Source organism: Pseudomonas sp. B21-032, from assembly GCF_024748965.1.
In the GTDB taxonomy this organism is placed as follows: Bacteria; Pseudomonadota; Gammaproteobacteria; order Pseudomonadales; family Pseudomonadaceae; genus Aquipseudomonas.
In genome coordinates, this window is record NZ_CP087180.1 from 2293839 (window position 1) to 2315411 (window position 21573).

The window sequence follows — 21573 nt, forward strand, 5'->3', positions numbered from 1 at the left end:
CAAGAGAGTTTTCCATGCCGGTCACCCACCCGACCCAAGACTTTGACAGCAACCAGTCGCTGACCCTCAACCTGCGCACCCAGGAGCTCTGGCGCAACGCGCTGCTCAGCTACCAGGACTCGCGCCTGGGTTTGTCCAGCGACGGCAGGCACATGCTCCTCAGCCATTATTTCGAGCGCTACAGCCCGACCAGCAACCAGTGGATGGAGTACAGCTACAAGATCCCCGTGGGCGAACTGGTGCACTGGATCATGAGCCACGGCGAGCTGCACGTGGACCGCTCGACCAGCACGCCGCGCCCGGCCAATGACGGCTTCGGAGGCTGAGCATGCGCAAGCAATTGATCGTACCGCTGTTGAGCGCCTCGCTGCTGCTGGCCGGTTGCAGCCAGAACAAGGTCAGCCCCAAGGAGTACTCGGGCTTTTTGCGCAACTACGACCAGCTGAGCGAACACAAGACCGCTTCCGGCGACGCCGTGCTGCGCTGGGTCAGCCCCAAGCTGCGCATGGAGCGCTACAGCCAGGTGTACATTGCCCCGAGCCAGTTCTACCCGATGCCCAAGGCCAGTGCGCAGATCCCGGCGAGCACCCTGCAGGCGGTAACCCGTTACTACGATGCGGCGCTCAAGCGCGAACTGGGCAAGGTCCTCAACCTGGTCGAGCAGCCCGGCCCGCACACCTTGATCGTGCGCCCGGCGATCACCTCGGTGGGCGCCCATACCCAGGCGCTGCATTTTTATGAATACCTGCCGGTGACCCTGGTGGCCGCCGGGGTCAGCAGCGCCGTCGGTATTCGCGATCTGGACAGCGTGATCGCCACCGAAGCAGCGTTCCTCGACGGCGGCAGCCGCGCGGTGGTTGCCGAGGTTGTGCGCAAGGGCACCGGCCTGCCGCTGGAGAACGACGATCAGGTGATGACCGCCGACAACCTCAAGGTGGTCCTTGATGGCTGGGCGCGGGACTGGCGCCAGGCCGCCGAAACCCTCCAGGCGCAGAAGCGCGGCGCCGTCACAGGGCAAACAGCCAAGGCACCATGATCACGCTGACCACCATCACCAGCAGGGTGAACGGCACCCCGACCTTGACGAAATCGCCGAAGCGATACTGGCCGGGGCCGAGCACCAGGGTGTTGACCGGCGACGATACCGGGGTCATGAACGCCGCCGAGGCGGCCAGGGCGACGATCATCGCAAAGGGGTAGGGCGAGGCGCCCAGTTGCTCGGCGGTGGTCACCGCCACCGGCGCCATCAGTACCGCGGTGGCGGTGTTGGAGATGAACAGGCCGATGATCGCGGTGATGGCGAACAGGCTGGCGAGGATCACGTAGGGCCCGGCGCTGCCGAGCATCTGCACCAGGCCGTGCACGGCCAGGGCGATGCCGCCGGTTTTCTGCAGGGCCAGGGCGAACGGCAGCATGCCGACGATCAGCACCAGGCTCTGCCAGTGGATGGCGCGGTAGGCGCTGTTCATGTCGATGCAACGCCCGGCGCCCATCAGCAGGCAGCCGATCAGCGCGGCAATCACGTTGGGCACCACGCCGCTGACCATCAGCCCGACCATCACCGCCAGGCTGATCAGCGCATAGGGCGCGCGGTTGCCGGCCGGGGCGACGTTGTCGATTTCCGCTGGCAGGCTCAGTACCAGGAAGTCCCGCGGCTGGGTCTGCAACTGGCGAATGGCTTTCCAGGTGCCGATCACCAGCAGGGTATCGCCGAGCTTGAGTTTTTCTTCCACCAGTTGATCTTCGATGGCGTTCTGGTCGCGGCGCAGGCCTACCACGTTGAGGCCCCAGCGGCTGCGGAAGGTCAGCTCCAGCAGGCTCTTGCCGATCAATTGCGAGCCCGGCGGCACCGCCACTTCGGCCATGCCCACTTCCTGGGACTGGTCGATGAAGTAGGCGGCCTTGAAGTGCAGCGGTTCCAGCTGCATGCTCTGGCACAGGCGGCGCAGGTCGTCCTTGGGCGCGAACAGGTCGAGCAGCAACACGTCGCCTTCGTGCACCGTGGTGCTCGAATCGGGGCTGAGCACGCGGGTGGTGAACTTGTGCTGGCGCTCGATGCCGACCACGCTGGCGCCGTGTTCGGTGCGCAGTTTCAGTTCGCTCAGGCTGTGGCCGATCAAGGGCGAACCGGGGCGCACGCGCAGGCGCCGTTCGCGGCCGGCGAGCTTGTAGTCGATGATCAGGTCGAGCAGGGTGCGGCGGGTTTGCGCGCTGCCGTCCTTGCGCACTTCGCCGCCCAGCCAGTGGCGGGTCAGGAGCATGTAGCCAACCCCAGCAACAGCACCACCAGGCCGAACGGGGTAAAGCTGAAGAAGCTGAAACCGCTTTCGCCATGGCGCACCAGTTCACTGTGCACCACCACGTTGGGCGGGGTTGCCACCAGGCTGAGCATGCCGCTGATCAAGCCGGCGAAGGCCAGCGGCATCATCAGCCGGCTGGGCGAGACCTGCATGCGCGCGGCAATGCTCAACACCACCGGAATGAAGATCGCCACCACCCCGGTGGAGCTCATCACCGAGCCCAGGCCGGCGACGCAGACCATCAGCAAGACAATCAGCCGCGCTTCGCTGTTGCCGGCGCGGTCGGCCATCCACTCGCCGATGCGGTAGGCGATGCCGGTACGCACCAGGCCTTCGCCGATCACGAACAGGGCGGCGATCAGCACCACGTTGGGGTCGCTGAAACCGGCCAGGGCTTCCTGCACGCTGATGATGCCCAGCAGCGGCAGGGCGACGATCACCAGCAGGGCGACCACGTCCATGCGTGGCCGGTTGGCGATGAACAGGGCCACGGCGCTGAACAGCAGGCCGAGTACCCAGAGCAGATCGTGGTTCATGCAGTCATCCTGATACCTGAAGGCTGCAAGTTTGGCAGAAAACCAGCGCCAGTTCGTTGATGTGCTGCAGCGTGCGGGGCATTGCCGCGGATCGGTGGTAGAGTGGCCGCCGATTTTTGCTCATTCAAGGAAGAACGTTTTGGACCACAACACCAGCAACTGGAAGGGCACCGCCGTGGCCCTCGGTTTCATTGGCTGCATCACGCTGATCGGCTACATCATCAACTACACCTCGACGATCAATGTCTTTCTGATCTGGGATTTCAAGGCCTACTCCTACATCGCCATCTGCTTCAGCCTGGTGGCCCTGGCGTTGCTGGGCACGTTTTTGCTCAATCACCACAACATCGACACCAACGTCTTCGGCGGCCTGCTGGTGTTGGCGATAGCGGGTATCTCGCAGATGATTTTCGGCGTCGAGCCCTCGGTGATCATGTGCCTGGCCGGGCTTTACGTGGCGGGGGTGATAGGGCTGATGAACGGCATGGCCAACAAGCGTGAAGTCGAAGCAGACGAGGACGCCGACGAGGCTTTGTAAGTTAGCCGGTGCCTGCCTGCTGGCGCAGCACCCTGAGGTCGCGGCTGTCGATCACATAGGTGCGCGCCAGCCAGTCGCCGGGCCGCTGGCAATGGCGCGACTCGGCGCACAGCCAGATGACGATCAGGCCAAAGGCGGCCTCGAACGGCCGGGTGATACCGCGCACCAGCGCCTGCAACAGGTTCGGCGGCTGGCCGGCGCGGTTGATCACCATCAGCCCCAGCAGCAGCTTGCCCGGGGTTCGCCCGCGCATCAGGTATTCAAATACCGGGAAGTACAGCAGCTGCATCAGCAGCATGCCGTCTTCGCCACGGCCATAGCCGAGCACGGCCAGCACAAACCAGGCGCCAAGGGCGAGCAGGGTATCGAGCAGCCAGGCGCCGATGCGGCGGATGATCAGGGTGGTGCGGGAGACGTGCATGGTGATGGCGCTGATCCTTGCGAGGTGGGGCGATGGTCGCATTCCTGGCGCTTTAACGCACGGCCTGGATTGGCAGCAACCCCCTGATGCGCTCGCAAATTCTTGCACCAACGGATTAACACTTATAGCCAAGGAGTATTTGCTTATTGTCGCCGGTGCTTTAACCATGTGGATTGGATCCACAGCAGGGATGCGACTCAATGGCCAGGCATATTGTCATTGTGGGTGGCGGCGTCGGCGGTACGATGCTGGCCAATCAACTGGTAAGCAAGCTCTACCCGGAAGTGCTCAGCGAGCAGGTGCGCGTAACCCTGCTGTCCAATTCCGCTCATCACTACTACAAGCCCGCGTTCATGTACGTGGCCTTCAATCAGTTCTTCGAAAACGAGCTCAAGCGCCCGCAGCGCTCGTTGCTGCGCCCGGAAATCGACTTCCAGGTGCAGGAAGTCACCCACTTCGATTTCGCCGGGCAAACCCTGCATACCCGCTCAGGCAAGCGCTATGGCTATGACTTTCTGGTGATCGCCACCGGCTGCGTGCCCGCCCCGGAGCGTATCGAGGGCCTGCAGGAGGCCGGTGACCACTTCTACCAGTACGAGCCGGCGCGGCAACTGGCGCGGCGCCTGGCGAGCATCGAGAAGGGGCGGATTTTCATCACCGTGTCGTTTCCGCAAACCCCCAACGTGCCGCACCAATGCGGCATCGCTCCGGTGGAAACCACCCTGATGCTCGACGACTACCTGCGCCAGCGCGGGGTGCGCGACAAGGTCGAGATCATCTACACCTACCCGAGCACCGCGCAGCTGCTGCGCAATTGCCTGTTCTTGCAGCGGCCCACCGGCGAGATCCTGCCGGGCATTTTCGCGCAGAAGAACATCCGCTTCCAGCGCGGCTTCACCCTCAGCAAGGTCGACCCCGCACAGCGCATTGCCTACTCCGAAGAGGGTGACGCGCAGCCGTTCGACATTCTCATGGCCACGCCGCCAATCCGCGCGGTGGATGCCGTGTTGCACAGCGGCGCCTCGCGCGCGCCGAACAACGAAGGCTGGCTGCCGACCAACCACGAAACCCTGCAGGTCTATGGCCTGGACGGCGTGTATGTGATCGGCGACAGCGTCGACCTGCCGATCAGCAAGGCCGGCGGCGCCTGCCACAACCAGGCACCGATAATCGCCAACAACATCGCCGGCGAAATCCGCCTGGGCAGCACCTGCGCGGTGTACGACGGCAAGGTCCAGGCTGCGGCGCAGATGGGCCTGGGGATGGGCATGCCGCTGTGCTACGACTACCTTCACGACGTGCTGCCGACGCCGCCGACCAAGCTTGGCAGCCTGTTGCGCAATGGATTCAACCGCGGCCTGTACTGGGCCGTGGCCCGTGGAGTGCTTTGACCCGACAACGGGAGGAGCCGAGTGTCATGGATGCTATCGATTCACCCGCCGTAGTGAGCGCCAACCCGGGCCTGGACGCCCTGCTGCGCAAACTCCAGCCGCTGCTCGACAGTGGCCGCCTGGACAACGTCGTCGACCTGCTGTCACTGAGCGCCGACCTTGTCGACCTGCTCGATGCGGCCATGGTCGAGAAACTCTCGGGGTTGTTCGAGGAGGCCACGGCCCTGAGCTGGAACCTGGGCAATGCCTTGCGCATGGCCTCGGCGCAAACCCGCAACCAACCCACCCCCAGCCTGTATGGCCTGCTGTTGCTGCTACGAGACCCGCACACCCGTCGAGGGCTTGCCCTGGTACTCAGAGTATTGAATGTCATTGGACGACAGGATTGATCGCACGGAGCTAGAGGACCACCGTCATGCTCGAACCGCGTAAACGCACCACCGCACCCGGCGCCAACAGCGCCTGGGACCCCCAAAGCTACCTGCAGTTTGCCCGCCTGCGCGAACGCCCGGTGCTGGAATTGCTCGACCACCTGCACCTGGACTCACCCGAATGCATCTATGACCTGGGCTGCGGCACCGGCATCGCCACGCGCCTGCTCGCCGAGCGCTGGCCACGGGCCGAGCTGTTCGGCGTCGACAGTTCGGTCGAGATGCTCCAGGAGGCGCTGGCACTGCCGATCAGCGTCAACTGGCTGCATGTCGATGTCAGCCAGTGGCAGGCGCAAAAACCGGCTAACCTGCTGTTCGCTGCCGCCGTGCTGCACTTTATCGAAGACCACGAAAGCCTGTTGCCGCGCTTGCTCGGGCAGTTGCAGGCGGGCGGCTGCCTGGCTGCGCACATGCCCAACTGGCGCGATGCGCCCTGGTACCAGTTGATGCTGCGGGCCCTCAGCGAGCCCGGGCCCAGTGGCCGGCCGTTAGGGACCCTGGAACTGCGCAAGTTCATGGCCGCGCGCAATGTGCTGACGCTGGACAGCTACTACCGCTTGCTGGCGCCGCTGACCCGCGAGCTGGACATCTGGGAGACCGAGCACCTGCAGGTGGTCGAGGGCAATTCGCCGATCTTCGACTGGGTCAAGGTCTCGGCCCTGCGCCCGGTGCTCACTGCCCTGGACGAGGTCGAACGCCAGGCCTTTCTCGACAAGTACCTGAAGCTCTTGCACGCGCACTACCCGCAGGAGGAAGACGGTCGCACGCTGTTCCCGTTCAAGCGCACCTTTATCGTTGCCACCCTGTGAGGTTGCCCGGTGTCAGCGCCGGGCGATGTCGTAGGGCAGCAGCACCACGTCCAGGGTCACGTCCACCGGCAGCGAGACGATAAAGGCCGCCGGGCAGACCAGGGTTGGCCAGCAGTACTGCAGGTAGGTCGGGGCGAACAGCATCGCCACATTCGAGCGGCTGCCCATGAAGGCGCCATCGGAGGGGCGCTCAGAGTAGTAGCCCGAGCCCCGGCCCATGATCGAGCCGCAGGCAGAGAGGGCGAGGGTGCTGCTGAGCAGCAGGCAGGCGAGGGTTCTGATGGTGCGCTTCCTTGGCAGATGAAACCGGTGCTTTATGCACGCGGGTTGTCTCTTTGACGCCCGGGCAATGCTACAGTCACGTCTTTTTTCTGACGAGGATGAGTCATGCGGGTAGTAATGGCGATGGTCGCTGCAGCGTTGTTGGCCGGGTGTGCGTCTTCGGCCATGGAGGCGGCGCGCGGCCAGGCGCCGACCAAGGCCTTCACCTCGACCAAGGCGGCGGATGTGGTTGCCCAGTGCATCCAGTTCGGCTGGCAGGACGAGGACGTCTTCGGGGTCGATGCCAGCGGCTACCTCGAGCCTGGCAAGCAAGGCGGCTTCACCGTCTACACCCGTGAGGCGGAGTCCTTTGCCGACATCAAGGCCCAGGGCGCCAGCACTGCGGTCAGTTACTACGCCAAGCACAACGACAACGTCGCCCTGCGGCGCATGGCGGCCCTGGCCACCTGCCTGTAAATCTGCCTAGCGCGGCATGTACCTGAGCTGCCAGCGCCGCGGGATCTTCAGCGAGATCAAACCCAGCGCGGCGGCCAGCAGGGCGCTGAACAGCAGTGCGGCCAGATCGAAGGCCTGCTCCAGCAGCACCCCGAGCACGGCGCCGACGAACATCCCGGTCCACGGAATCAACTGCACCCGCCAGCCTTGCCGGCGCTCGCCCAGCAGCGCCCGGCCCAGGCCCCGGCCAAAGCGCGACAGCGCGCCGGTGACATAGGTGAGGCCGATCGGCAGGCCGTTCACCTCTTCAACCACGGCGTTGATCATGCCCATGGCGGTGACGGCCGAGACCAGTGCCGGCAGTTGCAGGGTGCTGGGCAATAGTGCCGCCAACCCCAGCAGCGCGGCGATGATCAGCAGCAGCGGGCACGGGCGGCGGCCGCTCAGGCGCGCGATCACCACGCCCAGGGCATTGCCGACGACAAAGGCCAGCAGCACCGCGCCAATGCGCAGGATCGGCGCCAGCTCACCTGCACCTAGGGATACCGCCAGGCGCGTGGTGTTGCCGCTCATGAACGAGACGAAATCGCCGGTGGCCATGAAGCCGATGGCGTCGGTCATGCCGGCCAGCACCGACAGTGCGGCGACAAAATACAAGCCGACCCTGCCGCGCAGGCGCGCGACCCGGGCAGAAGTGGAGGTGGAACCTGGCAGCATCCTTGGCGCTCCCGATAAGCGATGAGTGGGCTTAGGGTTTCTCTGTCAGCCGTGCTTCGAGCCCGGCGATATGCGCCTGCAGGCGCTCGTGCTCGCAGCGCTCGGCGCTGATGTCCTCGAACACGCTGATCAGGTGCTCCGGCGCACCGTCCCGGCGGCGCTGCAGCGAGGTGCGCGCGCGCACCCAGAGGTACTCGCCGTTCTTGCGGCGCACGCGTTTTTCCACCTCGTAGCGCTCGCTCTGGCCCGCGAGCATGGCCTGCAGCAACTGCAGGTTGGCGGCCAGGTCATCGGGGTGGGTGATCTGCTGGAAGGTCATGCCGTAGAGTTCTTCGGCGCGGTAGCCGAGCAGCTCGCAGAGGCTGTTGTTGACCCGCTGCCAGCTGCCGTCGGGGTCGATGTAGGCGAGGGCGCCCCAGGCAAGTTCAAAGATCGCCCGGAAGCGCTCTTCACTGTTGCGCAGTTCTTCTTCGGCGACCTTGCGCTCGGTGTTGTCCATGCTGATGCCGACCATCTTCACCGAACGCCCGGCACTGTCGCGCAGCACCGTGGCCCGGGAAGCAATCCAGCGCACCTCGCCGTCGGGGCGGGTGATGCGAAAATCGCATTCGCAGCCACTGCCGTCGGCCACCGCCTGGGCGTACATGGCCTGCATGTGCTCGACGTCTTCGGCCGGCAGGTGGGCCCAGAAGTCTTCGTTGCGATGCACCGGCCAGCCATAGACCTGCTCGACGTTGGGCGAGTAGGTAACTTCGTCGCTGATCAGGTTCCACTCCCAGGTGACGATGCGCGCACCTTCCTGGGCCAGTTTCATGCGCGTTTCGCTTTCCATGATCTGGGCGGTGTAGCGCCGGCGCAGGTCGGTCATCGGCAGCTCGACCACCTGCGGCTGCTGGATGTTCTGCAGGGCTTCCTCGCCGTAGCGCAGCCAGATCCAGTTGACCTTGAGAAAATCGGCCAGCTTGCGCAGGTTGTCGTAGTCGATTTCGCCGCCACGGGTCCATTTGTGTACCGCCGTGCGCGAGATCCCCAGGGCCGTGCCGACGGCTTGCAACGTCAGCTTGTGATGCTCGAGCAGTTCCTTGAGGCGAAAGGCGAAACTGTTTTCCATCATCGGCAGGGTGTCCTTATCGGGGGCCAAGAGCCTGCCAGTATACCTGTGGGGCAGCTTCAAGCTTCAAGCTTCGAGCTGCAAGCTTCAAGCTTCAAGCTGCAAGAGGAGCCTGAGCGTACCTGTCTTGCAGCTTGAGGCTTGAAACTTGGAGCTTGATGCCTACAGATCCAACACCAAGCGCGCCGAGCGGGCCCGCGAGACACAGAGCATCATGCTCTGCTGCGCGGCCTTTTCGTCATCGCTCAGGTATTGGTCAAAGTGCTCGGCCTCGCCTTCAAGGATCGCCGTCTCGCAGGTGCCGCACACGCCTTCGCGGCACAGGCATTCGACCTTGGCGGCCTTGGACTTCTCGATGGCCTGGAGGATGGTCATGCCTTCCTCGACCTGCAGTTCGGTGCCGGAACGGGCCAGCACCACGGTGAAGGCGGCGCCGGTCACCGGGGCGGCGGCGAACTGCTCCCAGTGCACGCGCTGCTCGCCGATGCCGGCCTTGGCGGCGGTGGCGATCACCGCATCGATCAGCGGCTTGGGCCCGCACACATACAGGTGGGCATCGTCCGCCAGGCCGGCGCACAGCGCGGCGAGGTCGAGCTTGCGCTCGAGGCTGTCGATGTAGAAACGGGTGTTGCCGGCATGCGGGCCGCTTTCCAGTTGCTGCTGGAAGGCACCGTGCTCCGGGGCGCGGAAGGCGTAGTGCAGCTCGTAATCAGTGGCGCCACCTTCCAGCTCGTGCAACTGGGCCAGGAACGGTGTGATGCCGATGCCGCCGGCAATCAGCACATGGCGCCCGGCGCTGGGGTCGAGGGCGAACAGGTTGTTCGGCGAGGAGATGGTCAGGCGGCTGCCAACCTGCACCTGCTGGTGCATGAACGCCGAGCCGCCCTTGGACTGCTCTTCAAGGCGCACGCCGATCTGGTAGCTGCGGGTGTCGCGCGGGTCGCTCATCAGCGAGTAGGCGTTGCTGAACTGGCTGCCATCGGCGCCCTGCATCTGCACGATGACATGGCTGCCGCCGGTGAAGGCGGGCATCGGCGCGCCGTCTTCGCGGGCCAGGGTGAAGCGCTTGATCAGCGGCGTTGCCTGTTCGACTTCGGTTACCTGCACGCTGAACATTTCATACTTGTTGGCCATGTTTCACCTCGACTGCAACAGCACGCGGCAGGCCCTGCCGCGTGTCGGAACCTGTGCTCAGACCGCCAGGCACAGGTATTTGATTTCCAGATAATCCTCGATGCCGTACTTGGAGCCTTCACGGCCCAGGCCCGATTGCTTGATGCCACCGAACGGCGCGACCTCGTTGGAGATCAGCCCGGTGTTGACCCCGACCATGCCGTACTCCAGCTGCTCGGCGACCTTGAACACCCGGGCGATATCGCGGCTGTAGAAGTAGGCGGCGAGGCCGTACTGGGTGGCGTTGGCCAGGGCAATGACCTGCTCGTCGCTGCTAAAGCGCACCAGCGCCGCCACCGGGCCGAAGATTTCTTCTTCGAGCAGCTCCATGCCCGGGCCAATGTTGGCCAGCACGGTGGGTTCGAAGAAGTTGCCGCCCAGGGCATGGGCCTTGCCGCCGAGCACCAGCTCGGCGCCTTTGCCGAGCGCGTCGTCGATCAGGCTGCGGACCTTGGCCACCGCCTTGTCGCTGATCAGCGGGCCGATCTGGCTGCTGGCGGCGCTGCCATGGCCGACTTCCAGGGCGCGTACGCGTTCGACGAAGCGCTGGGCAAACTGCTCATACACACTGTCGTGCACGTAGAAGCGGTTGACGCACACGCAGGTCTGCCCGGCGTTGCGGTACTTGGCGACGATGGCGCCTTCGACCGCCGCGTCGATGTCGGCATCGGCGAAGACAATGAACGGCGCGTTGCCGCCCAGTTCCAGGCTGACTTTCTTGATGGTCTCGGCGCACTGGCCCATCAGCAGGCGGCCGATAGGCGTCGAGCCGGTGAAGCTCAGCTTGCGCACGCTCGGGTGGCCGGTGAACTGCGCGCCAATCGCCGGGGCATCGCCGGTGACCACGCTGAACACCCCGGCCGGTACCCCGGCGCGCTCGGCAAGCTCGGCCAGGGCCAGGGCGCAGAACGGTGTTTCGTTGGCCGGCTTGACCACCATGGTGCAGCCGGCGGCCAGGGCCGGAGCGACCTTGCGGGTGATCATCGCCGCCGGGAAGTTCCACGGGGTGATGGCGGTGCACACGCCGATGCCTTGTTTGATCACCAGCAGGCGTTTGTCGTTGGACGGGCTGGGGATCACGTCGCCATAAACGCGCTTGCCTTCTTCGGCGAACCATTCGACGAAGGAGGCGGCGTAGCGGATTTCACCCAGGGCTTCGTGCAGCGGCTTGCCCTGTTCGAAGGTCATCAGCCGGGCGAGGTCCTGTTCGTGTTCGAGCAGCAGTTCGAACCAGCGACGCAGCACCTGGGCGCGCTCCTTGGCGGTGCGCCCGCGCCAGTCGGCCAGGGCCGCTTCGGCGGCTTCGATGGCGCGCACCGCTTCGTTGCCGGCCATCAGCGGCACGCTGCCGAGCAGCTCGCCGGTGGCCGGGTCGGTTACTGGCAGGCTGCGCCGGTCATCGGCGTCGCACCAGCGCCCGGCAATGTAGGCCTGCTGGCGGAACAGCTTGTTGTCATTGAGTTTCACGCAAGGCACTCCGAAGCGCGCCGCAGGCGGTCAGGCCTGCGGCGGGCGGTATCAGTCGTTGAGGTGGGCGACGGCGATCAGGTTGTGGAAGTGAGCAATGCCGTGCTCGCTCATGCCGCTGCGCTCACGGTCGGCCATGATCCGGCCCTGGCCACGGTAGCCGCGCGACTTGAGGCCTTTCTGCACGCTCTCGACCAGGCGCAGGTCTTCGGGGCGGAACACTTCGCGGTACCAGTCGATGAGCTTTTGCTGCTCTTCGCTGATGTCCTTGTTGAGGAAATAGATGTCGTAGTGCTGCAGGGTGGTTTCGGCATCGACCGGGAACTCGTAGATCACGGTCATGAAGTTGGCTCCCGGCGGCACGTTGAACATGGTGCACGGCCAGGCCCAGAAACCTGCGAAGGAGGGGTCCTTGACGCTTTCGTCGAACTTGAACGACTGCTCCGAAGGTTTCGCCAGGCCGTACTGCAGGGTCCAGTTGCCATGCATGCTGTGGCTGTACTGGCCGACGTCGACCGAGTCGGAGAAGCCCGGGTGGGCCGGGGCGCAGTGGTAGCACTCGAGGTAGTTGTCGACGATCGACTTCCAGTTGGCCGGGGTGTCGCTGACAAAGCGCGCGGCCAGGTGCAGGTCGTCGATCACGCCGCAGGCTTCACGCATGCGCGCTTGCAGGCCGGGCAACTGGTCTTCGACCGAACCCGCTTGCATGTCCATGTTGATGAAGATGAAGCCTGCGTATTCTTCGACGCGCAGCTGCACCAGGGTCGAGTTCTCTTTGTCGAAGTTGACCACGTTGTCGCAGTTGCGGGCGTGGGCCAGGTCGCCGTCGAGCTTGAAGGTCCAGGCGTGGTACGGGCAGGTGATGACGTTCTTGGCCTTGCCGCTGCCGCTGAGCAACTGGTGGCCACGGTGCGGGCAGACGTTGTAGAAGGCGCGCAGGATGCTGTCGCGACCGCGCACGACAATGATGCTTTCGCCGATCACTTCACGGGTGATGTAGGCGTTGTTCTCGGCCACTTCACTGCGGTGGCCGACGCAGATCCAGCTGCGGGCGAAGATGTTTTCTTTCTCGTGCTCGAACACCGCGGCCTGGGTGTAGAAGCTCGCTGGGATGGTGAACGCCTCTTCGGCGTTGGCGCAGAAATCGGCGGGCAGGCGTTTGAAGTCATTCATGATCGGGGTCTCACAAGCACGGTTTTTAGTTATTGGTTAACGCGTATCTATCAGTTAACAAATCAGGCAAAAAAATTTACTGCTGTTGTAGGAGCAGGCTTGCCCCGCGATCTGGCCTGTACGAGGCTCAGATCGCTATCGCGGGGCAAGCCCGCTCCCACAGCAAGCCCGCTCCCACAGGTGTGTGATCAGTGCACTGCGGCGGCGCTGCGCGGGGCTTTTTGCGCCGGTTCTTCACCGGCCATGCGCGCCGCTTCTTCCTCGATGCGGTAGGCCGGGACCTGGCCGTAGTCTTCGATCATCCATTTGAAGAAGCCGTAGATCTTCACCAGCAGGATCACCATGAACGGGATGGCGGTGAGCACCACGGCGGTCTTCATGGTCGACAACGAGGCCTTGGCGAACAGCATGGCCAGCGGCACCAGGGTCAGCACCACGCACCAGAACAGGCGGTGGGTCGGCGTCGGGTCGTCGCCTTCGCGCAGGTTGCGGGTGCTGGTGGCGGCCACGGCATAGGCGGCGGCGTCCATGTGCGAGGCGCAGAAGATCGCCATGATGAACAGGTACACGCCCAGGAACACCTGGCCCCACGGCAAGGCCAGCAGCAGATGGGTCACCGCCGATTCGCCGCCTTGTTCGCTGAGCATCTTCGGCACGTCGACGGCGCCGGTGATGAACTGGTGCATGCTGTAGCTTTCCAGCGCACCGAAGAAGAACCAGCAACCGAAGCTGCCACCGAGCAGCAGGGCCATGACCACTTCCTTGATTTGCCGGCCGCGCGATACGCGAGTCACGAACATGGCCACGCCTGGCGCGTAGGACACCCACCAGAGCCAGTAGAACACCGTCCAGTTGCGGGTAAAGGCACCATCGCCGGCCGGGTCGGTGAACAGGCTCATGTGCACGTAGTTCTGGATCATCAGGCCAATCGAGTTGGCGGTGTTGTTGATGGTGAACTGGGTCGGGCCGACCAGCAGCACCACCAGGGCAAACACCAGGGCGCCGATACAGACCATCTTGCTCAGGCGCTGCAGGCCGCCATCGATACCGATGTAGGAGCTGAGCGAGAACATCACCGCCACCGCACCGATCACCAGCAGTTGCACGGTGAAGGTGTCCGGGGTGCCAGCCAGGTCATGCAGGCCACGGGTCAGGGTCGAGGCGGTGAGCGCCAGCGACACGGTCAGTGCGCCCATCATGGTCAGCAAAAAGATCAGGTCGACGCTGCGCCCGACCGGGCCGGTGGCCTTGAAGCCGGTCACCGCTTCAACGATCGAGGCCAGGTTCAGGCCGCTCTTCTTGCGTACATGAAAGTGATAGGCCATGGCCAGCGAGGCCAGGGCATAGATCGACCAGGCGCTGACGCCCCAGTGGAAGAACGAGTAGCTGATGCTGTACTCGAGCGCCTTGGGGGTAGCGGCGGCGATGTTCAGGCCCGGGGTCTGGTAGTAGTAGGCCCATTCCATCACGCCCCAGTACAGGGTCGAGGAACCCATGCCGGCGCAGATGAACATGAACACCCAGGTGGCGGTGGCGTACTCGGGTTTGCCACTGCCCAGGCGGATGTTGCCGTACTTGCTGAAGGCCAGGTACAGCACCGCCAGCGAGCTGCCGAACACCAGCACCTGGACACTGGTGCCGAAGGTCCGGGTCGACAGTTCGAACAACTGGTTGGCCGCGTGCTCGGCTTCGCCCGGGAAGGCTGCAAGGCCGATGACAGTGAGCAGCACGGCAATCAAACTCACGGTAATCAGGAACACATCTATCTTTTTATTTTTGTGCGACATCATCGTCTCCTGGACGTTGGCGTTCTTAGCTATACCCGGCAGGCAATCCGGGGTGTTGCGGCAGCACTCCCTGCTTCTATGTTAACTAATGGTTAACGTGAATCTTTCGGTTAACAGATTCTGCAGATAATCCGCTTCACCCGCAAGAGCCAAGGGGCCGTTTTGTCAGACAATTCTGACAATCGGCCCATGGTCCTCAACCTTCGATCAGCGCGCTGATGGCTTCGCCGACTTGCTGGGTCGACTTCTGCCCGCCCATGTCGCGGGTGGTGTCGCCGGCGGCAATGACCTGCTCGATGGCCTTGAGGATGTCGTCGTGGGCGGCGCGGTAGCGCGGGTCGGCGCCGTCGTTGCCAAGGAACTCGAGCATCAGCGCGCCCGACCAGATCATCGCGATCGGGTTGGCGATGTTCTTGCCGTAGATGTCCGGGGCCGAACCGTGCACCGGCTCGAACAGCGACGGGAATTTGCGCTCGGGGTTGAGGTTGGCCGATGGCGCGATGCCGATGGTGCCGGCGCAGGCCGGGCCGAGGTCGGAGAGGATGTCGCCGAACAGGTTCGAGGCCACCACCACGTCGAAGCGATCCGGCTGCAGCACGAAGCGGGCGCAGAGGATATCAATGTGCTGCTTGTCCCAGGTGATGTCCGGATAATTGGCCGCCATGGCTGCGGTGCGCTCGTCCCAGTAGGGCATGCTCACGGCCATGCCGTTGGACTTGGTCGCCGAGGTCACGTGCTTGCGCTCGCGGGTTTGTGCCACCTCGAAGGCGTACTTGAGGATGCGGTCGACACCACGGCGGGTGAACACCGACTCCTGCAGCACGAACTCGTTGTCAGTGCCTTCGAACATGCGCCCGCCCAGGGACGAGTATTCGCCTTCGGTGTTCTCGCGGATCACCACGAAATCGATATCGCCCGGCTCACGGCCAGCCAGCGGGCAGGGCACGCCAGGGAACAGGCGCACCGGGCGGATGTTCACGTACTGGTCGAAGTCGCGGCGAAACTTCAGCAGCGAGCCCCACAGCGAGATGTGGTCCGGGACTTTGTCGGGCCAGCCCACTGCACCGAAATACAGGGCGTCGAAATCCTTGAGCTGCTCGAACCAGTCGTCCGGCATCATCTTGCCGTGGGCCAGGTAGTAGTCGCAGCTGGCCCATTCGAAGAACTCGAAGCTGATGTCCAGGCCATGCTTGCGCGCGGCGGCTTCGACCACGCGGATGCCTTCGGGGAGGACTTCGTTGCCGATGCCGTCACCGGGAATTGCGGCGATTCTGAAAGTCTTGCTCATGAGGGGCGCACTCGTTGTCTAGGGAACAGGTGCGGCTCATGCTATAAGGGCAGGATTCAGAGATAATCTCGTGATTCATGGATTCTTAGTGCACGCATCGTGAATAATCTTCCCAGCCTCGACGACCTCAATATCTTCCTTCAGGTGGCCAAGCGCGCCAGCTTCGCGGCGGTGGCCGAAGAGCTCGGCATGTCGGCCGCGTTCATCAGCAAGCGCATCCGCGTGCTTGAGCAAACCCTTGAAGTGCGCCTGCTGCACCGCACCACCCGGCGGGTGACAGTGAGCGAGGAGGGCGAGCGGGTGTACCAGTGGGCGCAGCAGATTTTCGATGCGGTGCAGCGCATGGGCGACGACATCAGCGCCCAGCACCGCGAGCCGGTGGGCCAACTGCGGATTGCCAGCAGCCTGGGCCTGGGCCGGCGTTTCGTCGCCCCGGCGCTGTCGGAACTGGCCGAGCGCTACCCGCGCCTGGATGTACGCCTGGACGTGCATGACCGCCTGGTGGACCTGATCGAAGAGGGCGTCGACCTGGACATACGCGTCGGCAATGCCATCGCCCCCAACCTGATTGCCAAGCCGCTGGCCCGGAACCGCCGGGTACTCTGTGCCTCGCCGGCCTACCTGGCCCGGCGCGGCACGCCCGGGGTGCTGGCCGAGCTGGCCAGCCATGATTGCCTGGTAATCAAAGAGCGCGACCACCCGTTTGGTGTCTGGCAGCTGCAAGGGCCCAATGGCGAGGAGAGCGTGCGGGTGACCGGCAGCCTGTCAAGCAACCACGGCGAAGTGGCGCACCAGTGGTGCCTGGATGGCCGCGGGATTTTGCTGCGCTCGTGGTGGGATGTGCACGACAGCCTGGCCGACGGGCGCCTGGTGCAGGTGCTGGCGGAGTATCACCAGCCGGCGGACATCTGGGCGGTGTACACCTCGCCCTTGGCCAGCTCGGCCAAGGTGCGGGTGGCGGTGGAGTTTTTTCGCCAGTACTTTGCCGAGCGTTATAGCTTGCCGGATTAGCGGTGCAAGCCCGCTCCCACAGCCTGTGTAGGAGCGGGCTTGCCCCGCGATGGCCTCACCTCAGAACGTGTAATCCAGCGTCGCAAAATACGACCGCGGCTGCCCCATCAACCACTGCTCGCCGCTATGCGCGGTGGCCGCATAACGCCGGTCCAGCAGGTTATTCAACTGCAAGCCCAGGCGCACATCCGGCAGCACCTGCCAGCCCAGGTTGGCATCGACCACGGTAAAGCCCGGCACGCTCTGGGAGTTGGCGGTGTTGGCATAGCGCTCATCGACATAACGCAGGCCCAGGCCGGCATCGACGTCGTCGCCAAAGCCCTTGCTGACCCACAGGTTGGCGGTGCGCCGTGGCACGTTGCTTGGGCGGTTGCCGGCGCGGGAAACGCTCTGGCCGTTCACTACCTGGTCGAAGTCGTCGTATTTGGCGCGTACCACCGAGGCGTTGGCCGAAACATGCCACTGGTTGGCCAGGGCCAGTTCCAGGGTCGCTTCCAGGCCATCGGAGGTCTGCTGGCCGGCCTGTTCTTTCTGGTGGGTGTCGGGGTTGTCGACCAGCAGCTTCTTCTTGACGATGTGATAAGCCGCCAGGGTCCACTCGCCACGGCCGTCCCAGAACAGCTGCTTGAGGCCGAACTCGGTCTGCTTGGCTTCGGTCAGGTCGAACTGCTGCTGGGTCGGGCTCAGGGTCACCAGGTCGCTGACGCCATCCTCGCTGGTGGAGTACTGGCCGTACAGGCTCAGTTGCTCATTCACCGCGAACACCAGGCCGGCGCGCCAGTTACCGCCATTGAGGCTGCGGTCGCTGCGGGTGTCGTTGACCAGGTTGTTGCGGTCAATGTGGTTCTGGTCGCGACGAATGCCGGTGACCAGCGACCAGCGCTCCGACAACTGGGTGCGGTTCTCGGCGAACAGGGCGAAGGTGCGGGTGGTGCTGTCGGTTTGCGCGCGGGTCGGGCTGGCGCTGTGGAAGTAGCCCGGCGCCGGCTGCCACGGGTCGATGAAATCGCCGCCGATGTCGTTGTACGGCGAGTTGCTGTCGATGCCGAAACGAATGCGGTTGTACTCGGCGCCGACCACGGTCTTGCTGGCCAGGCCAAACAGCGAGTGGTCGAAGGTGAAGCTCTGGCGATCGCCGAGCTGTTCCTGGTCGTGCTTGATCTCCAGGTAGCTGCCGCGCTCAAGCTGGCCAACGCCGCTGTTCCAGCTGTAGTCCTCGGCGTTGCGCCAGTGCCGGCGGCTTTTGAGGTAGTAGAGCTGGTTGCTGGCGCTGATCGAGTCGCTGATGCTCCAGTCGGTGTTAAAGCGCGTCCACTCGTCGTGGTAGTGCTGGGACGAATCCTTGAGGTTGTAGTTCTTCTTGCTCAGGCTGTCGCGGTAGTGGCCGTCGATCAGCGGCGTGCCGAAGTAGTTCATCGGCTCGGCGTCGCCGCGCTCGTGGGCCAGGGTGAAGCTCAGGTCGTCGCTGGCGTCGAATCGCAGGGCGGCGCTCATGGCCAGGTTCTTCGAGTCGCCACGGTCGATCCAGCCGTTGCTTTGCTGGCGGTTGAGGGTCACCCGGTAGCTCAGCCGCTCGCTCAGCGAACCGCCGCTGTCCAGGCCCAGTTGCTGGCGGTCGTAAGAGCCGTAGCCCAGGCGCAGGTGGTTGCGGATCTCGCCGGCAAAGGGTTTTTTCGGGATCACGTTGATCACCGCACCCGTGGCGCCTTCGCCGTACAGCACCGAGGCCGGGCCGCGGATCACGTCGATGCGCTCGATCATCCACGGGTCGACCGGAAAGCTCTGGGTGCCGGCGCCGGTGTACATCCGCGCGCCGTCGAACAGGGTCATCACCGAACCGTGGCCACTGAAGCCACGGGCCGACAGCGCCGTGTTGCCGTTGCCCGGGGTGGCCACCGAGGTGATGCCCGGCGAGCGCGTCACGGCATCCTGCACGGTGAGGTTGTTGCGCCCGTCGATGGCCTCGCTGCCCAGGCTGCTGGTGCTGGCCGGGGTGTCCATGGCGCTGAGGTTCAGGCGCGAGCCGGCGGGCAGCGGGGTGGCCAGGCTGACGGATTCGTTGTCGCTGCTGCTGGTGATGGCCGTCGAGGGCAGCGCCAGCGCAGAGGGGCTGGGGTCATCGGCGAAAGCTGGCGCAGAGAAGGCCAGGCAGGGGGCCAGGGCATTGGCCGCCAGGGTGTGAAGCTTGGAGATACGGGACATGTCGTTCCACAGTCAACAGGAAGAATGAATCCCGGAGGGAACAACGCATGGAGGCATGGCGCACGCGCAGGCGGACGCCAACCGGCCTGCGCCCGCCCACCGCGGGGTTGCCAAACAGAAGCTTCAGGCCGGTCTCCGGGCTTGCGAGGGTCATGAAGGCCTTCACCTTCCCATGCCAAGGCACAGTGGTGTTTCGAAGGCTTCGCTCGCTTACCGTTGCGGGGGCAGCGCCGGACTAGTCATTTGCATGACGCACCGGCTTCCCGTTTCACCCTGCGCACGGCGGCGCAGGACACCTGAAACTGGCGCGCATCTGAACACCGAAAACCTTTGCAGTCAACGGCTTGGGCAAATGAGCAGGTCAGTTCGCCAGAGTATCGCCACTATCGATTCAACGCCCGCGCTTGCGCGACACCACCGCCTCGATGTTCTTGCGCCCGATCAGCATTGGCTGCTTCGGCTCCTCAAGCCACTTGTACATCACCAGGCTGTCCACCAGCCCCAGGCGCGCATGCCGGTAGGCGTTGGGCAAGCGCCCGACGATGGCAAAGCCGAGCTTCTGCCACAAGGCCACCGCCACCTCGTTGCTGGACACCACCGAGTTGAACTGCATGGCCAGGAAACCCAGTTGCCGCGCCAGGCGCTGCGAGTGTTCGCACATCAAGCGCGCCACGCCGCGGCCACGGGCGGCGTCGCTGACCATGTAGCCGCAATTGCTGACATGGTTGCCGGGGCCGGCGGCATTGGCCTTGAGAAAGTAGGAACCGAGCAGCACGCCATCTTCTTCGGCCACCAGGGTCTGCAACGGTGCGTCGAGCCACAGCTGGCGGGCTTGCTCCTGGCTCATCGCCGGGTCGAAGGCGTAGGTTTCGCGGGCGCTGACGATGGCCTGGAAGGTCGGCCAGAAGAGCTCGAAGTCAGCGGCGGTCATGGGGCGGATGTGGATCATGGGGTGTCCTGGAAACGGTTCGCCCGCTAGCTTATGCGAAAACGCCAGGAAGTGGGTGAGGCGCGGCGCAGGCCGCGCACTCAGGGTCGGCCTTACTGCCCGGCCTTGCCCACGGCATCCAGTGCCCGCGCCGAGTACACCAGCGCCGCCCCGGCGTTCATGGCCACGGCCACGCCCAGGGCTTCGGCGATTTCCTCGCGGCTCGCGCCGTGCTTGACCGCCTGGGCCGAATGCACGGCGATGCAGCCGTCGCAGCGGGTGGTGACCGCCACGGCCAGCGAGATCAGCTCGCGGGTCTTGGCATCCAGGTGGTTGGTCTTGGCCCCGGCGCCGCTGGCGGTCATGTAGCCGTTGACCGTGTCGGGAGAGAGTTGCTTGAGATCGCCGATGCCGGCCATCAACTGCTTACGGTAGGCATCCCAGTCCATCATGCTCATTGTCTTCACCTTGGTGTGGTTGGCAACTAGAACAGTGAAGCTAGTTTTTTTGCCGGCGGGGCGCCGTTGGTCGATGGTCGGGAAAAGGCAGGACTTTGGCAGGGGTGCCATCGCGGGGCAAGCCCGCTCCTACAAGGAGCTGGCTTGCCAGCGACAGCGGTCTGAATCAGATGTAGATGAACACCAGCACCAACGCCGCCACCACTGCCCATTTCTCCAGGTAGTAGCGGGTGCGGTTGCGTTTTTTCAGGGCCTTGCCGCGTTCGCGGATCTTGTAGATGCGGGTGAACAGGCGGTTGATGCCGCCGGTTTTGTCGCCGGCATCGTTCGGCGCCGCCGCGGCTGCCATCACGTTCTTGCTGAACCAGCGGTTGAACGCCGTGGCCCAGCGGTACTTGAGCGGGCGCTCGACGTCACAGAAGAGTATGATGCGGTTGTGCTCGGTCTGGTTCGAGGCGTAGTGGATGTAGGTCTCGTCGAAAATCACCCCTTCACCATCGCGCCAGGCGTAGTTCTGGCCGTCGACGCAGATGTAGCAGCCGTCGTCATTGGGCGTATCCAGGCCCAGGTGATAGCGGTACGAGCCGGCATAGGGGTCGCGGTGGCGCACCAGCTTGGAGCCTGGCGGCAGGGTGGCGAACATCGCCGCCTTGACCGTGCCGATGCCCTGCAGCAGCTCGGTGGTGCGCGGGCACAGCTTCATTGCCGAAGGGTGGCTCTCGCCGTACCACTTCAGGTAGAAGCGCTTCCAGCCGCTTTTGAAGAACGAGTTGAAGCCGACGTCGTCGTAGTTCTGCGAACTCTTGATTTCGCCGACGTGCAGCAGTTGCTGGGCTTCGGCGCGAATTTCCTGCCAGTTGTCCTGCAACGGCTTGAGCTCGGGGAACGACTCTACCGGCAGGTACGGTTTGGCCGGCAGCTTGGAGAACAGGTACAGAAAGACGTTGACCGGGGCCAGGAAGCTTGAGTGATCACCCAACTGGCGGGTGACTTTGTGCCTGACTTTGCCTCTGAAATGAACGTAGGCAATCGAGAAAACAAACAGTAAAACGAAGAAGATTTTCATGGGCGGATACTTGTCGATGTGGCGATGCGCCATGGCATAAGCCGGCCAG

Annotated in this window: 21 protein-coding genes, 1 pseudogene and 1 riboswitch; of the genes and pseudogenes, 8 read left to right on the plus strand and 14 right to left on the minus strand. The window is 64.2% G+C overall.

Features of this window, described 5'->3' with window-relative positions; genetic code table 11:
• The first annotated feature begins 14 nt into the window (after positions 1 to 14).
• Both LOY54_RS10545 and LOY54_RS10550 read left to right on the plus strand, forming a co-directional pair.
• Positions 15 to 326, plus strand: coding sequence for a hypothetical protein (locus LOY54_RS10545; RefSeq protein WP_258610344.1), 312 nt, complete (start codon positions 15 to 17; stop codon positions 324 to 326).
• Between the two features lie 2 nt (positions 327 to 328).
• Positions 329 to 1036 (plus strand): DUF3313 domain-containing protein, encoded by a 708-nt coding sequence (locus LOY54_RS10550; protein ID WP_258610345.1) that lies wholly within the window; start codon positions 329 to 331, stop codon positions 1034 to 1036.
• Here the strand turns inward: LOY54_RS10550 and LOY54_RS10555 are convergent.
• Positions 1008 to 2836 (minus strand): annotated as a pseudogene (locus LOY54_RS10555) (SLC13 family permease). The gene LOY54_RS10550 and the pseudogene LOY54_RS10555 sit on opposite strands and share 29 nt — an antisense overlap.
• 139 nt (positions 2837 to 2975) lie before the next feature.
• On the opposite strand from LOY54_RS10555, the gene LOY54_RS10560 reads away from it, so the two are divergent.
• A complete protein-coding gene (locus tag LOY54_RS10560; protein WP_258610346.1) occupies positions 2976 to 3374 on the plus strand; it encodes a hypothetical protein in 399 nt (132 codons plus the stop codon).
• Position 3375: 1 nt separating this feature from the next.
• On the opposite strand, the gene LOY54_RS10565 is transcribed toward LOY54_RS10560, so the two are convergent.
• A complete protein-coding gene (locus LOY54_RS10565; RefSeq protein WP_195883692.1) occupies positions 3376 to 3795 on the minus strand; it encodes an RDD family protein in 420 nt (139 codons plus the stop codon).
• A gap of 200 nt (positions 3796 to 3995) precedes the next feature.
• Between LOY54_RS10565 and LOY54_RS10570 the strand changes: the two genes are divergently transcribed.
• The 3 genes from LOY54_RS10570 to LOY54_RS10580 are packed head-to-tail and all read left to right on the plus strand — an operon-like array spanning position 3996 to position 6426.
• Positions 3996 to 5186, plus strand: coding sequence for an FAD/NAD(P)-binding oxidoreductase (locus LOY54_RS10570; RefSeq protein ID WP_258610347.1), 1191 nt, complete (start codon positions 3996 to 3998; stop codon positions 5184 to 5186).
• A gap of 26 nt (positions 5187 to 5212) precedes the next feature.
• Positions 5213 to 5575 carry a DUF1641 domain-containing protein gene (locus LOY54_RS10575; protein ID WP_195883694.1) on the plus strand — a complete coding sequence of 121 codons (363 nt, stop codon included), beginning with the start codon at positions 5213 to 5215 and terminating at the stop codon, positions 5573 to 5575.
• A 26-nt stretch (positions 5576 to 5601) separates the two neighbouring features.
• Positions 5602 to 6426, plus strand: a complete 825-nt coding sequence (locus tag LOY54_RS10580) for a methyltransferase domain-containing protein (protein WP_258610348.1) — start codon at positions 5602 to 5604, stop codon at positions 6424 to 6426.
• A gap of 12 nt (positions 6427 to 6438) precedes the next feature.
• Here LOY54_RS10580 and LOY54_RS10585 read toward each other — a convergent pair whose 3' ends face one another.
• Positions 6439 to 6594, minus strand: a complete 156-nt coding sequence (locus LOY54_RS10585) for a YceK/YidQ family lipoprotein (RefSeq protein ID WP_176794274.1) — start codon at positions 6592 to 6594, stop codon at positions 6439 to 6441.
• Between the two features lie 219 nt (positions 6595 to 6813).
• Between LOY54_RS10585 and LOY54_RS10590 the strand changes: the two genes are divergently transcribed.
• Entirely contained in the window at positions 6814 to 7164 is a 351-nt protein-coding gene (locus tag LOY54_RS10590; RefSeq protein ID WP_045201247.1) for a DUF2322 family protein, read from the plus strand.
• A gap of 6 nt (positions 7165 to 7170) precedes the next feature.
• Here the strand turns inward: LOY54_RS10590 and LOY54_RS10595 are convergent, their stop codons facing one another.
• From LOY54_RS10595 to LOY54_RS10625, 7 genes are all read right to left on the minus strand, one after another.
• A complete protein-coding gene (locus tag LOY54_RS10595) occupies positions 7171 to 7860 on the minus strand; it encodes a YoaK family protein (RefSeq protein WP_045201248.1) in 690 nt (229 codons plus the stop codon).
• 31 nt (positions 7861 to 7891) lie between these two features.
• Positions 7892 to 8974 (minus strand): helix-turn-helix transcriptional regulator, encoded by a 1083-nt coding sequence (locus tag LOY54_RS10600; protein WP_093384448.1) that lies wholly within the window; start codon positions 8972 to 8974, stop codon positions 7892 to 7894.
• 159 nt (positions 8975 to 9133) lie between these two features.
• Positions 9134 to 10105 carry a PDR/VanB family oxidoreductase gene (locus LOY54_RS10605; protein ID WP_093384445.1) on the minus strand — a complete coding sequence of 324 codons (972 nt, stop codon included), beginning with the start codon at positions 10103 to 10105 and terminating at the stop codon, positions 9134 to 9136.
• 57 nt (positions 10106 to 10162) lie between these two features.
• Positions 10163 to 11611, minus strand: coding sequence for an NAD-dependent succinate-semialdehyde dehydrogenase (locus LOY54_RS10610; protein WP_258610349.1), 1449 nt, complete (start codon positions 11609 to 11611; stop codon positions 10163 to 10165).
• Positions 11612 to 11662: 51 nt separating this feature from the next.
• Positions 11663 to 12784: an aromatic ring-hydroxylating dioxygenase subunit alpha gene (locus tag LOY54_RS10615; protein WP_045201252.1), complete on the minus strand. Its 1122-nt coding sequence runs from the start codon at positions 12782 to 12784 to the stop codon at positions 11663 to 11665.
• A gap of 188 nt (positions 12785 to 12972) precedes the next feature.
• Positions 12973 to 14571, minus strand: a complete 1599-nt coding sequence (locus LOY54_RS10620; RefSeq protein ID WP_052676557.1) for a BCCT family transporter — start codon at positions 14569 to 14571, stop codon at positions 12973 to 12975.
• Positions 14572 to 14767: 196 nt separating this feature from the next.
• Positions 14768 to 15859 (minus strand): tartrate dehydrogenase, encoded by a 1092-nt coding sequence (locus LOY54_RS10625; RefSeq protein WP_045201254.1) that lies wholly within the window; start codon positions 15857 to 15859, stop codon positions 14768 to 14770.
• Positions 15860 to 15958: 99 nt separating this feature from the next.
• Here LOY54_RS10625 and LOY54_RS10630 point away from each other — a divergent pair, with 99 nt between their 5' ends.
• A complete protein-coding gene (locus LOY54_RS10630) occupies positions 15959 to 16870 on the plus strand; it encodes a LysR substrate-binding domain-containing protein (RefSeq protein ID WP_045201255.1) in 912 nt (303 codons plus the stop codon).
• 60 nt (positions 16871 to 16930) lie between these two features.
• Here LOY54_RS10630 and LOY54_RS10635 read toward each other — a convergent pair whose 3' ends face one another.
• The 4 genes from LOY54_RS10635 to lpxO form a co-directional block, all read right to left on the minus strand.
• Positions 16931 to 19072, minus strand: a complete 2142-nt coding sequence (locus LOY54_RS10635) for a TonB-dependent siderophore receptor (RefSeq protein WP_258610350.1) — start codon at positions 19070 to 19072, stop codon at positions 16931 to 16933.
• Positions 19073 to 19180: 108 nt separating this feature from the next.
• Positions 19181 to 19387: riboswitch (cobalamin riboswitch) on the minus strand.
• 76 nt (positions 19388 to 19463) lie between these two features.
• Entirely contained in the window at positions 19464 to 20021 is a 558-nt protein-coding gene (locus LOY54_RS10640) for a GNAT family N-acetyltransferase (RefSeq protein ID WP_258610351.1), read from the minus strand.
• Between the two features lie 92 nt (positions 20022 to 20113).
• Positions 20114 to 20458 (minus strand): carboxymuconolactone decarboxylase family protein, encoded by a 345-nt coding sequence (locus LOY54_RS10645; RefSeq protein ID WP_045201258.1) that lies wholly within the window; start codon positions 20456 to 20458, stop codon positions 20114 to 20116.
• 166 nt (positions 20459 to 20624) lie between these two features.
• A complete protein-coding gene (lpxO, locus tag LOY54_RS10650) occupies positions 20625 to 21524 on the minus strand; it encodes a lipid A hydroxylase LpxO (protein WP_045201333.1) in 900 nt (299 codons plus the stop codon).
• Between the last annotated feature and the right edge of the window lie 49 nt (positions 21525 to 21573).

Bases quoted from the DNA above. Each gene is read 5' to 3' on its own strand.
- LOY54_RS10545 (WP_258610344.1), top strand. From the start codon at position 15: ATGCCGGTCACCCACCCGACCCAAGACTTTGACAGCAACCAGTCGCTG.
- LOY54_RS10625 (WP_045201254.1), bottom strand. From the start codon at position 15,859: ATGAGCAAGACTTTCAGAATCGCCGCAATTCCCGGTGACGGCATCGGC.
- LOY54_RS10620 (WP_052676557.1), bottom strand. From the start codon at position 14,571: ATGTCGCACAAAAATAAAAAGATAGATGTGTTCCTGATTACCGTGAGT.
- LOY54_RS10575 (WP_195883694.1), top strand. From the start codon at position 5,213: ATGGATGCTATCGATTCACCCGCCGTAGTGAGCGCCAACCCGGGCCTG.
- LOY54_RS10565 (WP_195883692.1), bottom strand. From the start codon at position 3,795: ATGCACGTCTCCCGCACCACCCTGATCATCCGCCGCATCGGCGCCTGG.
- LOY54_RS10615 (WP_045201252.1), bottom strand. From the start codon at position 12,784: ATGAATGACTTCAAACGCCTGCCCGCCGATTTCTGCGCCAACGCCGAA.
- LOY54_RS10645 (WP_045201258.1), bottom strand. From the start codon at position 20,458: ATGAGCATGATGGACTGGGATGCCTACCGTAAGCAGTTGATGGCCGGC.
- LOY54_RS10580 (WP_258610348.1), top strand. From the start codon at position 5,602: ATGCTCGAACCGCGTAAACGCACCACCGCACCCGGCGCCAACAGCGCC.
- LOY54_RS10585 (WP_176794274.1), bottom strand. From the start codon at position 6,594: ATGGGCAGCCGCTCGAATGTGGCGATGCTGTTCGCCCCGACCTACCTG.
- LOY54_RS10635 (WP_258610350.1), bottom strand. From the start codon at position 19,072: ATGTCCCGTATCTCCAAGCTTCACACCCTGGCGGCCAATGCCCTGGCC.
- lpxO (WP_045201333.1), bottom strand. From the start codon at position 21,524: ATGAAAATCTTCTTCGTTTTACTGTTTGTTTTCTCGATTGCCTACGTT.
- LOY54_RS10590 (WP_045201247.1), top strand. From the start codon at position 6,814: ATGCGGGTAGTAATGGCGATGGTCGCTGCAGCGTTGTTGGCCGGGTGT.
- LOY54_RS10600 (WP_093384448.1), bottom strand. From the start codon at position 8,974: ATGATGGAAAACAGTTTCGCCTTTCGCCTCAAGGAACTGCTCGAGCAT.
- LOY54_RS10550 (WP_258610345.1), top strand. From the start codon at position 329: ATGCGCAAGCAATTGATCGTACCGCTGTTGAGCGCCTCGCTGCTGCTG.
- LOY54_RS10640 (WP_258610351.1), bottom strand. From the start codon at position 20,021: ATGATCCACATCCGCCCCATGACCGCCGCTGACTTCGAGCTCTTCTGG.
- LOY54_RS10570 (WP_258610347.1), top strand. From the start codon at position 3,996: ATGGCCAGGCATATTGTCATTGTGGGTGGCGGCGTCGGCGGTACGATG.
- LOY54_RS10605 (WP_093384445.1), bottom strand. From the start codon at position 10,105: ATGGCCAACAAGTATGAAATGTTCAGCGTGCAGGTAACCGAAGTCGAA.
- LOY54_RS10595 (WP_045201248.1), bottom strand. From the start codon at position 7,860: ATGCTGCCAGGTTCCACCTCCACTTCTGCCCGGGTCGCGCGCCTGCGC.